Annotated in this window: 12 protein-coding genes and 1 pseudogene; 2 read left to right on the plus strand and 11 right to left on the minus strand. The window is 67.2% G+C overall.

Features of this window, described 5'->3' with window-relative positions:
- Positions 1 to 26: 26 nt before the first annotated feature.
- From ACIQJT_RS35005 to ACIQJT_RS35030, 6 genes are all read right to left on the minus strand, one after another.
- Positions 27 to 2,126: a tetratricopeptide repeat protein gene (locus ACIQJT_RS35005; RefSeq protein ID WP_402649782.1), complete on the minus strand. Its 2,100-nt coding sequence runs from the start codon at positions 2,124 to 2,126 to the stop codon at positions 27 to 29.
- Positions 2,127 to 3,188: 1,062 nt separating this feature from the next.
- Entirely contained in the window at positions 3,189 to 3,446 is a 258-nt protein-coding gene (locus tag ACIQJT_RS35010) for a hypothetical protein (protein WP_402649783.1), read from the minus strand.
- Between the two features lie 561 nt (positions 3,447 to 4,007).
- Positions 4,008 to 5,207 (minus strand): hypothetical protein, encoded by a 1,200-nt coding sequence (locus tag ACIQJT_RS35015; RefSeq protein ID WP_402649784.1) that lies wholly within the window; start codon positions 5,205 to 5,207, stop codon positions 4,008 to 4,010.
- A gap of 366 nt (positions 5,208 to 5,573) precedes the next feature.
- Positions 5,574 to 5,804 (minus strand): hypothetical protein, encoded by a 231-nt coding sequence (locus ACIQJT_RS35020; RefSeq protein ID WP_402649785.1) that lies wholly within the window; start codon positions 5,802 to 5,804, stop codon positions 5,574 to 5,576.
- 175 nt (positions 5,805 to 5,979) lie between these two features.
- On the minus strand, positions 5,980 to 6,534 hold the full coding sequence (locus tag ACIQJT_RS35025; RefSeq protein ID WP_402649786.1) for an ATP-binding protein: 555 nt from the start codon (positions 6,532 to 6,534) through the stop codon (positions 5,980 to 5,982).
- Between the two features lie 318 nt (positions 6,535 to 6,852).
- Positions 6,853 to 7,119 (minus strand): hypothetical protein, encoded by a 267-nt coding sequence (locus ACIQJT_RS35030; RefSeq protein WP_402649787.1) that lies wholly within the window; start codon positions 7,117 to 7,119, stop codon positions 6,853 to 6,855.
- Between the two features lie 830 nt (positions 7,120 to 7,949).
- Here ACIQJT_RS35030 and ACIQJT_RS35035 point away from each other — a divergent pair.
- A complete protein-coding gene (locus ACIQJT_RS35035) occupies positions 7,950 to 8,228 on the plus strand; it encodes a hypothetical protein (protein WP_402649788.1) in 279 nt (92 codons plus the stop codon).
- Between the two features lie 71 nt (positions 8,229 to 8,299).
- Here the strand turns inward: ACIQJT_RS35035 and ACIQJT_RS35040 are convergent.
- Together ACIQJT_RS35040 and ACIQJT_RS35045 are read right to left on the minus strand one after the other, a co-directional pair.
- Positions 8,300 to 9,273 (minus strand): annotated as a pseudogene (locus ACIQJT_RS35040) (ETEC_3214 domain-containing protein).
- Between the two features lie 234 nt (positions 9,274 to 9,507).
- Positions 9,508 to 10,800: a hypothetical protein gene (locus ACIQJT_RS35045; protein WP_402649789.1), complete on the minus strand. Its 1,293-nt coding sequence runs from the start codon at positions 10,798 to 10,800 to the stop codon at positions 9,508 to 9,510.
- A 334-nt stretch (positions 10,801 to 11,134) separates the two neighbouring features.
- Between ACIQJT_RS35045 and ACIQJT_RS35050 the strand changes: the two genes are divergently transcribed.
- On the plus strand, positions 11,135 to 11,365 hold the full coding sequence (locus ACIQJT_RS35050; RefSeq protein ID WP_402649790.1) for a hypothetical protein: 231 nt from the start codon (positions 11,135 to 11,137) through the stop codon (positions 11,363 to 11,365).
- On the opposite strand, the gene ACIQJT_RS35055 is transcribed toward ACIQJT_RS35050, so the two are convergent.
- The 3 genes from ACIQJT_RS35055 to ACIQJT_RS35065 form a co-directional block, all read right to left on the minus strand.
- Positions 11,313 to 11,804: a hypothetical protein gene (locus ACIQJT_RS35055; RefSeq protein ID WP_402649791.1), complete on the minus strand. Its 492-nt coding sequence runs from the start codon at positions 11,802 to 11,804 to the stop codon at positions 11,313 to 11,315. The two genes, ACIQJT_RS35050 and ACIQJT_RS35055, sit on opposite strands and share 53 nt — an antisense overlap.
- A 29-nt stretch (positions 11,805 to 11,833) precedes the next feature.
- Complete coding sequence (locus tag ACIQJT_RS35060; protein ID WP_402649792.1) at positions 11,834 to 12,673, minus strand: DUF6083 domain-containing protein; 840 nt, start codon at positions 12,671 to 12,673, stop codon at positions 11,834 to 11,836.
- A 207-nt stretch (positions 12,674 to 12,880) separates the two neighbouring features.
- Positions 12,881 to 13,144, minus strand: a complete 264-nt coding sequence (locus ACIQJT_RS35065; protein WP_402649793.1) for a helix-turn-helix transcriptional regulator — start codon at positions 13,142 to 13,144, stop codon at positions 12,881 to 12,883.
- Between the last annotated feature and the right edge of the window lie 407 nt (positions 13,145 to 13,551).

Here is a 13,551-nt window from a genome sequence, read left to right on the forward strand (position 1 = left end):
TGCTCGCCGCTGACGGCGGCGAGGCATCAGAGGGGGTCGGAGGACCGACCCAGGGCCTGGAGCGCTTCCTTTGCCTTGCGCGTTTGAGGGTGGGCAGCACCCAAGGTTCGGGAGGCGGATGCCTCCACGCCGCGCAGCAGGGCTTCGGCCTGGGCGGCTTTCCCACGAGCATGAAGTACTCGCGCAAGCCGGTACTGCGTGCTGAGAGTGGCGTGGTGCTCTTCGCCGAGAACTCGCTGGCGGGCAGCCGTGACTGCAAGGAGTTCGTGGTGCGCCTCAGCCAGCATCCCGAGGTCTGCGAGGACACACGCCCGGTTGTGACGTGCCGTCAGCGTCCGGGGGTGGTGCTCGCCGAGCAACCGGTGCCGTGCGGACAGGACCAGCTCGTACTCGTCACGCGCTGCGTGGAAGTCACCCTCGTCGTGCAGGACACGGGCCAGTTCATGCCGGGCGGTCAACGTGTATCGGTGCTCATCTCCCCGCGCATCACGGTGCGCCTGCAGCACTGCCGACAGATGCGCGTGAGCGCTGCGCAGGTCCCCGCTGTCGTGGAGCAGTCTGCCCAATTCATGGCGTGCGATGAGGGTATGGAGATGTTCATCTCCCTGCAGGTCGCGGTTGGTACGCCAGACCATCTCGTAGAGGTGGCGTGCTTGCTCCATCTGCCCGAGGTCGTGCAGTGCCCGGGCCAAGTGCTGCTGCGTTGAGAGGGTGCCGGCGTGCTGTGGCCCCCAAAACTCCAGCCTGACAGCCAGAATGCGTTCGAACTGGTGGGCCGCCTCATGGACCTGCCCCCGGGCGCGCAGATAGCGGCCCGCGGCCTCGGCAGCTTCCGCCAGATGACCACGGCAGGGCAGTTCCAGCTCCGGTTGCCGGGCATGATCGAGCAGAGTGAGCGCATGAGGGAAGAGAGCGTGCCAGGCCGACCAGGCTCCCGGTTCCTCGGGCTGGCGCAGTTCTTCCAGTTGCAGAACCCAGTTCAGCAGATGCGCGGCCTGTGATACCTGCGTCCGGGATCTGCTTGCGTCACGGATCAGCGGGTGCAGGGACACCGTGGGCGGAGCGTCCTGAGGGTTGTGCAGGTCGATGAGACCAAGTGCGGACAGCTCACTCAGTGTGGCCCACAGCGCAGGTCCGTCCAGGTCTGCGAATTCCGGGTGACTGTCTGCAAGAGCGTCCGGCCGCAGGAGCAGGGTGTACGGGATGGGGGCATCCGCGAACGTCGCAAGGATGTCCAGCAGGGGCCCGGCGTGACGGAAGCCGTGTCCGTGCAGGTACTCGACCGACATGCGCCACGTCTTCTCGATCGCTCGGGCCGGGTGCAGGCCAGTGCCAGCAGGCCCATCCAACGCTGCCTGATAATCACTGAAATTGATGGGAGTGTCAGGGTCACGAAAGGCTCTGGGCATCCCGTTCACCTCAGCTAGATAGGAACCGGCCATACGCAGCGCCAACGGCAGCCTTCCCAGACGAGTGGCCAGCGCTTGAGCTGCCTCAAGCGTGCCCGCCTCTGGGCCCGCGTGATCAATCAGGATCTGCGAGGCAGCGGCATCCGAAAGCGGGGTCAGCGCGTGCAGTTTCGCCGAAGGCCCCCACGTGCGGGCGTTTCCGTCGCGTGTCGTGATGAGGACCACCCCGGACGGGGCGGCGTGAGGCCTCAACCACCCCGTTCCCGATACCAGGCGCCCAGGACCGTCCAAGACGTGCGGGTCGTCAACATTGTCGATCACGAGCAACCAGTCATCGCGCATGTCGGCCAAGCGCTCCCACAACACGTCCACGGCCCATCCGGCCGACGCCTCTTCACGTCCGACTCCGGCCTGCCGCGCCACAGCTCTCAAGCCCGTGCCCAGCACCACCGCGTGCCGAGCATCCACCCACCACACCATCCGGCGGGGCACCCCTGTGCGCCCGCTGCGCAGACGGTGAACCAACTCCAAGGCCAAGGCGGTCTTGCCGCAGCCGCCCAGACCGTGGAGCACATGCAGCAGTCCGCCACCGCCCGACCGGCACACCTGCAGCAGCTCTGCCAGCAAAGCCTCGCGTCCTCGCAACGGATAGGCGGGGTCACGGTCCCCTACCGGAGGTGCGAGCGTGACCGGCGCGTCTTGGGCCTGCTGTTCCATGCCCAGGACAACCTGCCGGATCTGCACCTGCCCAGCAGCCCAGGATCCGGATTGTGCAACCACCCCCGCCGCAGGCGCCCCCTCCGGGACGACGGGCCTCACGGGCTCCCTTCCGGCTGGGGTCCCGGGAAAGGGTGCTCGATACGCAGACCCCCTTCCAAGCGCACCACTCCCCCGGCCACGGAACCATGATCAGAACGAATGGTTACGTCACGGCCCGCCGAGACACTCTGCGCTTGCGGCGGCGCTGAAGTCCCGACGAGAGCGATCAGCTCACGTACCTGATGCACGTGTAGTTCCAGTTGCTCCGGAGGAACGCTGCTGAGCAGCATCTCCAGACGGGTCTGCCATATCCCTTCCCACCGCGCCCGTTGACTCTGCAGATCCGACTCCGCCTCGCCTCCGACCAGAGTGCTCTGCGTCTGGTCCAACCGCTCTAACTCCACCGCCTCCCGATTCGGCTCGCCACGGCCCAACAACCGTGCCACAGCCCTACGGACCTCCGTCCACGCGTCTGTCCCAGCCGCTTGCACGATGGCCATTCCCCCGGCTGCAGCTAACTCCGCGATCGCCTCGCCCGCCACAAGACCCCCCTGTCTGTGTCCAGATGGTCCACTCGCAGTTATCTGCCCGCTTTCAAGTACATGCCTCCAAAATGGACTGATCATCCGCGGCCAGAGCTCGGTAGCGAAGTCGTGTCGTGGCCCCAGAGCAGCCGTGACCCAACCCGCCAAGCTCTGCTTCCGTCTGAAACGCCTGGCTGCGGGGACACGCCGCTGCCGCTTCCGACTGCTGGGAGCAATGCGACACATGGACATGGACTCGACCATCAAGACACACTTTTTCGGATCGGTGGATCGCTCAGCTGCTCTGGGGAAGTTCTGGTTCGCCTTCACTATGTGGATCTGTCTCGGACGGGTGGCTCCCGCGCAACACTGGCCGCAGCCTCGGGCAGGGCAAAGTGGCTAGCCGTTCTCGCTGTATGACGTCAAACGCTCCAAGCTCAAGGCCAGCGGACATCGATGATCGCGGGCGGGCCGGAACGACCGCGCAAATGCTGCGCTACGACTGGACGCGGGCGAGGAACTCGGCGTGGGTACCTTTGGCGTTGGGTTCGGCGGTAGCAAGCCGGGCCACGAACGTCATCTGGTCGACTTCGGCCTCGGGGGGCAGGCTGGCGAGTCCGGCGAGCAGCACGGCGTGCGCGAGGACCGGCGCGGTAAGAAGGCCGGTTGCGGCCGCGCGGGCGGCCTGGTCGCGGTAGAGCCCGAGGTGCGCGGCGAGGGCGGAGGCGAGCCAGGCGTCGACGTTGGCCTGCACATACCCGCCCGCACGGCGGGTGACTTCGTCGCGGCTTCGTGCCCGTCGCGGGGCCCGGTCTGCTCCGGCGTGCCCACCTCGCGCAGCGCCTGGAGCTCGTCGGCGCGGGCCGCGATCCGCGCGGCGTCGGCGGCCGCTGCCCGGACGACGTCGTCAGCATCCGGGGCGTAGACGCCGCCCGACGTCGAGTCGACAAGCATCTGGGCGATGCGCTCCCACCCCGCGAGTTGCGCAGACCGCGGACGTCGTGGGCCAGGTCTTCGTGTGGGGAATTCTGCCGGGCGCCGAGCCGGGCGTCCTGGAGGGTGCTGGCGTCCTCCAGGACACCGATCGCCTCTGGTCCGCCGGTGACCTGCGCGAAGCGCTCTCCGCGCTCGCATCCAAGGAGAACCGAACCCGCAGGGGAGCCTGGCCCACACCCCCCTCCGGAACCACCTCTGGACGCTCAGCCGAAGGCGCCTACGCAGCAATCCCCGGGCACCTCCCATGCCAAGCCTGCGAGAAGCGCCAGGCCATCACCAATTTGGGCCTATTGGACCGGCTGTCTTCTCCGGCTGGCAGCTACCGGCCGGCGCCCGCGGAGGTGGCCGAAGCACGCGCCCTGGGCAGGCTGATTCCCTCGGCCCGAGCCGCCGGCCCCGGGCGCAGTGTCCAGGGCACCGGTGCAGTATCGATCAGCCATCCGTTCGTCAGCAGGCGTCTCACGATGAACGCGCGCAGGGATCGCTTCACATCCCAGTCCAGCCCCGAGCAGAGCTGAGTGTAGGACGGTCCGTGTCCGTGCTCAGCCCGAAAAGCCACGGTGAACTCGGCCGCCAATGGGCCCCGGTCCGCATGCGTGTTCTTCCACTCACCGTAGGCCGCCCTGACCGTCTGAGTGACGAAGTTGGAACGGACGGGGGCCATGAACGCCTGCGCTACCCGCTCCTCTTGCAAAGAGCACACGGCGCAGTTCTCGACCGCCTCGGCATGCCGTCGCAGCGCGGGGGTGGCTGCGCTCTTCCACCGCATCCATGCTTCAGCGCTGAACTGGAACTGCCGGGTCGGAGAGCCTGTGGCCCGAGCGTGGTTCCGTGGCTGTGTTGCCTGCTCCTGCTCCTGCGGGGTGGCATGACGCGTGCACGTCAGGTGTCGTAGGGCGGGATCGAGGTGGTAATGCTCTTCTGTCAGCTCTGTGAGGATGCCCTTGGACAGAAGCTCGGGGAGCGCGCCGCGGCAGGCCTCGGGAAGGTACGGCGGGATTTGCGTCAAATGTGCGGACGTACTGTGCGCCGCGAGGAACAGCATGGCAAGGCGTGTGACAGGAGGCAGCTTCTTGACCGCTTTGGCGGACGTGGTCCGTGTGGTCCATCCGGACACCCGCGAGCGCACGTGCTTGCCGAATGGCAGAGGGTGGTCTTCTTCCCGCGTCAGGTCGGGGACGGTAACGGGGATGGGTGTAGCAGGGTCGCCGTCGAAGAGAGCATCGTCCAACTGCCAGCCGAGGCCGCGCAGGGCATAGACGGCGCCACGTGCGTCGGACAGCCGCAGAGCAGCTAGATCCATCCCGGCGATGTTGCCGACGCCGCCGCGCGCTGCGCGAATGGCGACCACCACGGCGAGAAGCTGGGCGTCGGGACTGGACAGATCCAGTGAGGCCACGTAGCGCAGCAACGTTCGCGCCGCTTCCCCTTGTTGACTTGTCAGAAGAAAGGGCAGAGGCCGAGGTTCCTCGGCTGCGGCGGAGCTGACGTTATTCGGGCTGCATTCGGTCTTCGACACGGCCCATCCAACGTGCGCCGAAGACCGAAGTCACTGCACGTGCTCCTGCGGAGTGACGACATATCACCCCTGTCACTCCAGCGGCGCATCGCAAGGTCCCCATGCTGGAGACGTCGAGGGTCAGGGTAGGCGAGGCGTCCTCATCGCCGCGAGGCGTGTCGCCGAGGGCCGAGTAGGCTTCATTCAAGGCCGGATTGCCCTCTCATTCATCGTCCGGCCGGGAACGCCTGCACGTGTGATCACACCACCGCAGTCTGCGAGTGACGGTGCCAACCTCAGCCCGAAGGCAGGGGCGGAACCACGGGCTGCCCACCCGTGTCGTCCCCGTACGCCCGCGTCCGGCCGGCCTGCAGCAGGAGAGGTTACTCAGGTCCGGCGCGGCAGTCTCGCCTGCGGCCAGTCCTCCCCGAGAAGAAGGGCGAGCCTCTCGGCGTTCGCGAAGAGCAGTCTCGCATCCTCCTCGAGGGCCAAGACGATGTTGGCGCCGTCGTGCTTCCTGAAGTAGCGGGAGCGCATGACGCCCTCGCCGCCCCAGTTCCTCCAGGAAGCGTGAACGGCATCGTCGCGACGGCCCTTGAGTTCGTTGTCCTTGCCCACTCAGGGATTTCGGCAAGTGCGGCGGCCTGTGGAATGGTCCTGGAGGACTGGGCGATGAGCATTTTGTGGGGGGCTGCCCACGTTTCGTCAACGAGCGAGAAGCCACCCTGCTCGTCCCTCAGCAGCAGGATGAGCCGTTTCATAGCCGCCTCGACGTGCCCTCCGGGAGCCATTGTCAAGAGTTGTGGATCGAGTCGTTCGCATCGGAGGTGCTGTCGCTCGGGTTGAGGAGGTAGGAGCCCCTCGCGACGTTTTGCAGGATGCTGTCGGCGGTTGCCTGAGCGGTCAGGGTGGTGGAATCCAGGACATGGGCCTCATAGGCACCCAGGTTGCTGAACTGGCCGTGCAGTGAGCGAATCGGCTCGGCGTCGGTCAAAGCGTCGTCGGCCCGGCTCGTTGCCCGTGCCAGTGTGGTGTGTTGGTCCGGCCGAAGGATGACGTAGCTCAGCGGCAGGGCCCGCTCCCGGGCCGTCACGCGGAAGAGGTCGATGAACCAGAGCCCGACGATGCCGTCGCAGATCACCTGGTATCCGCCCTCGGCGTAGCCGAACGCTGCCGAGACCAGTACCTGCAGAACCACCCGGTTCTGCTCGTGTGCTTCGGGCAGGTAAGGCGCGATCCAGCCCTGCTTGATATAGCGCCAAAAATCGTCGCTGTGCAGATGGACGCTGGGAGCGGCGGCAGTCGCGCTGTCGGATGGCTCTGAAGATTTCAGTAGCGCAAGATTCATTTCAGTGGAGATTTTAGTAGCGCACGAAAGATTTCAGTCCGCTCACCCGGGGTGATTGTGGTCCGGCGGGCGTGGAAATCTTGTACCCGCTCCCAGCAGGTAGCGGGCAGTGGGGTAGAGCCGTCTCCTCGTGCGCCGCTCCGCCGAGGGTGGAGGTGAGCACTGGTAGGAGGTGATGCCGCTCGGGGCTGTGATCACGGTGAGAAATCGGTTGAGCTGCGCGGTGGCAGCGTTCACGGAGAAGACGACTGTGTTCCGCCTCACAGGCCAGCTCCAGGTCTAGGAGGTTGTCATCGACAGGCGCTCGCCAAGGTCAGTTCACGTCGCCGGGTTGCCCATCGCCTGCGCGGTGACGGTTGCCAGGACCTTGGCTCCGGGGTAGCGCTCTTCCAGTTCCTTGGCCAGAGACTGCACCCGGAGCGGCGTCTCACCAGGGCTGACTCCCCGCAGCAGTGGAAGGGATGGCGGGTCCTCGCCGTTCGACCATTGCCCCTCGATGACCAGGTCCGGCCCGATCAGTCGCCACCTTTGCTCGTGAGCCTCCTCGGCCTGTCGCGCGGGCGGCGGCGTTCGTGTTACTCGCAATGTCAGTGTGTACCCGACGTATGGTCCCTCCCGGACCGGTTCCGGCAGCGCTGGCTGAGCGCGGCGGGGCTCGATTGGGTGCCGTCGGCCGATAGGCCACAACCGCGGCGCGTGCCGTTCGGAGTCGTAGGCCGCAGGTACGGCCGGCCGGTGACCGGGTTGACCGTCTTGCGGGCCTGTTCGATCCACCGCTCCAACTTGCGGGAGTACTGCGCACGTTCACCGCGGGCTTCTGTAACGGGGAGCCCGTAGACCTCGGAGATAGCGCGCTTGGGAGAGAGCCCAAGGCGCAGCGCGTACCCGTACAGGGTTGCGATGGTCTCGGCGCGCAGCCGCACCCCGTTCTTCTTCTTCCCGTGGGGCGAGGGAAGTCCCAGTGAGACAAGCCAGATCGAGCTGCGGGGCGCCTCATAGGACGCCTCGGCAGCCTTCTTGATCCGCTGTACCAGCCCAGGGTCGTCGCATGGCCGCCGGGCGTTGCGCCTGGTGCGCGGTGGAGGGATGTCCCGAACCTCCCCGGCGCTCCAGGTCCGCCAGCTGATATCGACCTCGATTACCCACCCCGGCCACCCGTAGAGGTCTCGCAGGACGAGGCCTTGGTTGGTCAACGCTCCCGACGCCACCTGTCCACTATCGCAAAGTGCCCGGTGTCCGATGGCCTTCCGTCGCCCTGCAGAAAACCCCCGATTTTGTCGGCCAGGATCTGGCGGTGATCGTCGCGAGCCTTAGCGCAGGGCTCCTGGCACTTCCGCCCAGGGGCTTACGAGCAGAGCCTGCTCGCTCCCCGCCGGGACAGTGCTGTGAGCAGGCCAGAGCCGAGAGGCGCAGGGATGGATACCTGGCACGTCGACCTAGACCTCGTTGTCTTGCTCCTGGTCGGTCTGCTGACCGCTTACGCGGCCTACAAGTGGAAGGATTTGGCAACTCCCCTCACCGTGGGGGCCGTCGTCGTGACGCTTCTCGTGCTCCTCCTGCAGGGACAGGACGGAGGAAGCTCCGAGCAGCGGGTACCGCCGACCTCCTGCGCCTACGAGGTCGAGCGCTGCCAAGAAGATGGTGGAGGGGCCACGGCGACGCAGATCAGCACTCAAGGGCCTGCTCGCGAGTGATGCTCACTGATCTGGCTGGGTACGGGCGGCTCGAGCTGCGACGGCCTGTCCGCACCCAGCGCGCAGCACCGTCACTGGTCCTGCCGGGCCTGTTGCTCCTTCTCCCAGCGGTGATAGCTCCAGTTCCCGCGCCACGCCCGGATTTGCCGGTGGGCGCGACCGATCCGGCTGTCGAGGACGTGGTACTCGGGATCGGCCAGTCGGACCAGGTCCTGATCGACGCCCAGGGAGATACCGAAGAAGGTGCCGTCCTGGACCTCCTCGTACTGGGCATTGCCGCTGACGACGACCGTGTTGATCGGAGCCCTGGCCCGGTATGCCTCACGCCGGTCGGGCAGGAGCACGGTGTGGGAGAGGTCTGAGAGGTCGAACCAGGCATCAGCGACGGGGACGGCGTTGTAGCCGAAATCGTTGACTCCGAGGTACCACGATCGGTAACCGCCGACGTTGCCGAAGTAGTGCTCCTCGAGGTATCCGAAGCGGCGGTTGCCGAGCCAGGCTCGATGGATGACGGCAGTGTCGGCGAGATCCGCGAAGGTGCTCTTTCCCAGCCGGATCCGCGTTTCATGGACCCGCACCCAGGGCCGGAACTGGCCGTGGTGATCCCGTACATGACCACGATGTCGTCCTCGCACCATGTGACCAGGTAGCAGAGCTTCGACAAAAGCCAGGTCCGGACAGTGAGTTCTACCTGCCGCCCCTCGGCGTCGGCTTCTTCGGGCTCCTCTGCCGGGGCAATCCGCGTGCAGTGCATCGTTGACTGCCATGTCGGTTCACCGAAAAGGGACTCGACATAGTCGCGCCTGACGCCTGGCGCGATCTTGCGGAGGCGGGTGGTGGCATAGAGCCGGCGGCCGACGGTACGGCGCCACCCTTCAGTCAGGGTCTTGATAAGTGTCCAGCTAGCGACCAGCACTCCTGCCAGCGTCCAGAGGTTGAGGGTAGTGCTGTACCTGGGCTCGGGATCGGGCTTCATCGCTGAAGAATGCCGTATGCCCCGGGTCCGCAGCAGTCTGCTGTTGGTGGCCAAGCAGGTCAGGCGCATGCCGCCGGGGATGCTACAGCGCAACTGGGCGGACGGGTATAGGCGTTCCCTGCATACGAAAAGTCGCACGTACTTGAGCTGGGTGCAGCTGCCCGAGGCGAGCAGCCCGGAGCTCCGCCGCTCCCGTCCCAAGAGGGCTCGCGTAGCTGCAGGGTCCTTGGACTGGGTGAGTCCGTGAAGCCGGCCCCCGAGGTGACGCCTTGGCGCGGGGCTTCGGCGTGTAGTCGGGCCCGGTCAGAACATCTCGTGCGGAAGGCGGTAGCTGATGTCCATCCGCTGTACGGGGATGGACAGATTTCTTCGGACAGTCCCACTCACGTTTGTGGCAGTGGCACACCACTCGACCTGGACAGGCTCCGATGTCTCTCTCGTGCTGTGAAGAGCCACCGGATCCAAGGTCATGGTGGCGTGCGGCCGCAGGTCTACGGCCGGGTAGCGGATGACCAAGTGGCCGTCCTCGTACTCCATTTCCGGATACTGGGAGTCCGCCCGGGCGTAGTTGAAGTACCCGACGGGACCCAGGGTGCTGGTCAGATTGTGAAAGCCCCGGGATCCGAAGGTCACAGGTGGGGTGGGCCAGTCCACCTCCTCCTCAGCTACAAGGCAGGCCTGCACCGTGTCGGGAATCCTGAGAATGACTTCGACCTGCTCGATGAATGTCTCCCCGGGGTTGGCCAGTCTCAGGCGCAAGGGTGAGCCGATGCGGTCGATCTCGCGTGCGAGCGACAGATCCATAGTGGCCTCGAAGGCGTCCAGAAACTCCTCCACCTCGTCTCGGAACTCTTCGGGGGATCGGCGCTCCGGAGTCCCGGCCAGGCCGCTCATGGAGCTAAAGGGAGGTTTGAGCTGCGGCGCGTCCAGCTGCCTCAGCAGGCCCTTTTGGAGCAGATTCCGTGCCTCTTGGCGGACTCCGTCAAGCGCGCGGTTTACCGCGATCGTCGCGTTGGCGGGGTCGACGGTGACGTCGATGCGCTGAGCCGCGCGTCGGGCGCGGTCGGTGAGAGCCTCGATCTCGGGTGGCCGGGCAGGCTGGGTCTTGCCCGCATACCGGTGGAAGACGGTTCCCGGGTAGAAATTCTGGAATTCCTTGCGCAGCGTGTGAATCGGGTCGCCCCAACGTGGTGGGAAGACATCGACCAGCATGACCTGCTGCGTTCCTTCACCGTTGTCGAAGGGGACGTAGGTGAACTGGTAGCGGTCGAAGTCGCCGAGATAGCGCCCCAGCCAGGAGTCGACTTTCTCGATGTCGTGTGGTGTCACGCCGTAGAGCGCCGTTTCATCAACGCCTACCAAGAGGTAGGCATGGCCGTCGGCCCACCGAGCTGCCACATCAGGCGAGCGGTTGGCGAACCCGAGGACCGCCTTCGAGACGGCGAAGGCTCCTTCGGCTTTCGACACGTCATGCTGCGACTTCCACTCCAGCCAACGCGACTCGTCTGCGCTACTCGCGCCGAGGACGGCCCTGATCAGCGCCTGCTGTCTCTTCAGTCCTACTACTGGCTGATCTGCCTCGAAGTTCAACGTCATGGTCGATCCAGAGTCCTTGTCATCAGGTGAACTTCCAGAATGGATGGTCACACTGACAACACCGACTGGTTTTCGCGGGCGGCACCGACCCGGGAAGGCTCGACGACGGCATGCCATAGCGCCCGAGCTGGCTGCCCGTCCCCACCGCCGACCCACCGGCACCGCCAGGACACACTGGGTGCGGCGCAGGACAGTCGCTCGTGGCCGCGGGCCAAGCTGCCGCGCGGGGCCGGTGCCCGAAGCCGGGCGCCGCAAGTTATCCACAGGCCGGTGCGTGACCGGCCGCAGGCCCGTACGGTGTGGGCTTCGCTGATCACGAGCACGGGGGTGCGTTGTGCCGTACGAGGTTGATCCGGCCATCCGGGCGGAGGATGCGCTGGATGAACTGCCGCCGGAGGGACGGCAGGAGGTCATGGAGACGATTGCCGCGGCGCTGGTGCGGCCGCGCGCGTGGCCCCAGCCCGGCGGGTGGCATGCGGCGGTGGTGTTCGGGCCCCGCTCGTGGGTGTCGTTCACCGCGTTCCTCGGCGGCATCGAGGTGATCGACGTGGGCTGGGCGGGCTGACGCAGTCCGGCGTCCTCGAAAGGAGCGCGGCCGCGCAGGCCAGCACGTCTTGCGGAGTGTGCTGGGCGAGCAGACCGTGCAACTGCGACTCAAGGCGGTGACGCCCTTCGCGTCGCTCGCGCGCGAGACCGGTCGTGATCCGCTCGCCCAGGACGTCCCGAGGTCGCCGGCCGCTGGCGGCCGCCTCCCGGCGGATCGCGGCGGCGACGTCCTGGGGGAGGTCGACATTGAGCAGGACGCGGCCGTCGCGATCTGGGTAGTGCGTGGTCAGCACGTCGATCGGCAGAACGTCGTCCAGCCGGCGCCGCAGCCGGTGCAGGGTGCGGCCCGGACTCGTGCCGCTGTGCACCGTCATCAGCCGGGTGCGGTCGGCGTTCGCCGCGAACAACATCCTGCGACGGGCTCGGTCGAGCTCCCGGGCGGTAGCGGGTCTGGTCAAGGAGATCTCGACAGCGTACTGGCGCATCGTCACGAGTGGGTCTGCCGCGGTGCGGGACTGCCGGGACCGGGACGGCGCCGGTGAGCGGGCAGGCGCGTGTGGATGTGTTCGTGGTGGCGGAGCGGGTCGAAGGGCTCCCAGTCCGCCACGGCGAGATCACCGGCCGTAGGGGTGGCGTCATGCTGAAGACACCGCTGACTGCGCCAGCGCAACTGCTCCTGATATGGCAGCGCGGACAGGCTGTAGACGGCCATGACGTCCGACGGCAGTGCCAGTTGACCGCGGTGCACGCTCACGGGCACCAGATTCCACACGCCACGCAGAGCGGGGCCGAGCACCTTGGCGCTGCAGCGCACGCGGCGCCGGGTCTGGGTGACGCACTGGATCTCGTCGATGGGGCAGGACGCCAGGTAGCGCAGGTACAGCAGTTGCACCACGGGCCTGGCCGGGCGGCAGACCTCCTCGCCCGGTCGCGGGCCGTTCGGCGGCGAGGCCGCGGAGGGGGCGAAGACCCCGGCATCCAGCAGCCTGCGCGTGCGCAGGGCAAGAGAGCGCCGCAGCCCCGAGAGCTGGAGCGCGTCCGGCGGCGCCGGACGCGCGGGACACAGTACGGCGTGCGGCAGGCGGCACCAGCTGCTTCCGTCGCCCGAGGGATGAGCGACACCGGAGCTGACGTGCCAGCGGCAGGACTCCGGCACCCGGCTGGTGGGCATCTCGTGCGGATGCAGTCGCACCCGGCGCTCGTTGCTGCGCACGTACCACTCGATCGGATTGCCGCATTCGCGGCAGGACGCGGTCTGGCCGCAGCGCAGCAGCCGACTGACGCCCTCCGGGTCGACCCGCAGGGACCTGCGGGGTGGGGCGCTCATGCGGCTACCGTCCCAGCGGCGCGCAGAAGGATGAGGCGAAGAGCACATGCGGGCGAAGCTGCCAGCCAACATGCCGCGCCGACAGCACCCGGCCCGCCGGATCCCCCGGGCAGACCAACGCGGGGCGACAGCAGTGCGAACGGCTGATCGCGCGTTCGATGTGGCACTGCCGGTTCGGGTGATTCGCACCAGCCCCCCGACCTCTGATCAGCCGTCGGTGTCCCCGGGCGGCTCATGGCCGCGGCAGAGGGTCGCGAAGAGCTCGTCGAACGGCGTGTCAAAGGCATGGGCGAGGGCGTGCCACGTCTTGAGCGTGCCGACGGTGCGCCCCTGCTCGATCTCGATCACAGTGCGCCTGGCCAGGCCGCTGCGGGCCGCGAGCTCGTCGTAGCTCCACCCGCGGGCGGCCCGCAGCCGCGCCAGCTCCAGCCGTAGCGCGTCGAGGTCCGGGTCGGGCGGCAAGATCGTCACCCGACCATCCGACGGTGCAGACCCCTGCCCTGTCAGTGCAGATCTCTGCCCTATTTCTCCTGATGGACCCGGCGGCGGGAGGGCAGGGGTCTGCACTACGGTGGCCGCCGCCCGCCACAGGTGAGGAGGGGCCGGTGCGGGATCGGGAAGGAGGGGCGCTTGTCCATGCGACTGCGCACAGCGTGTCCTGCGGCGCCGCGCGCCTGGACGGTGGAGCTGCGGTCCCAGGCGGGCCGATTGGTCCTGACATGCCAACAGTGCCCCCTGGCCGGCAGGCCGGTCACCGCGGCCTCCGCCCGTTCGGCCGCGCTGGCCCACCTCGCCCGGCACGCCCGCGGTGACCTGCGAGCACCCCATCTGCGGACGTGCCACTGCCATGAGCGCGGCTGCCGTTGGCACCGCCGCCA

This window comes from Streptomyces sp. NPDC091972 (genome assembly GCF_044756385.1).
Lineage (GTDB): Bacteria > Actinomycetota > Actinomycetes > Streptomycetales > Streptomycetaceae > Streptomyces.

Coding starts and splice junctions, on each gene's coding strand:
- ACIQJT_RS35005 (WP_402649782.1), bottom strand. CDS start 2,126: ATGGAACAGCAGGCCCAAGACGCGCCGGTCACGCTCGCACCTCCGGTA.
- ACIQJT_RS35025 (WP_402649786.1), bottom strand. CDS start 6,534: ATGAATCTTGCGCTACTGAAATCTTCAGAGCCATCCGACAGCGCGACT.
- ACIQJT_RS35035 (WP_402649788.1), top strand. CDS start 7,950: ATGGATACCTGGCACGTCGACCTAGACCTCGTTGTCTTGCTCCTGGTC.
- ACIQJT_RS35045 (WP_402649789.1), bottom strand. CDS start 10,800: ATGACGTTGAACTTCGAGGCAGATCAGCCAGTAGTAGGACTGAAGAGA.
- ACIQJT_RS35060 (WP_402649792.1), bottom strand. CDS start 12,673: ATGAGCGCCCCACCCCGCAGGTCCCTGCGGGTCGACCCGGAGGGCGTC.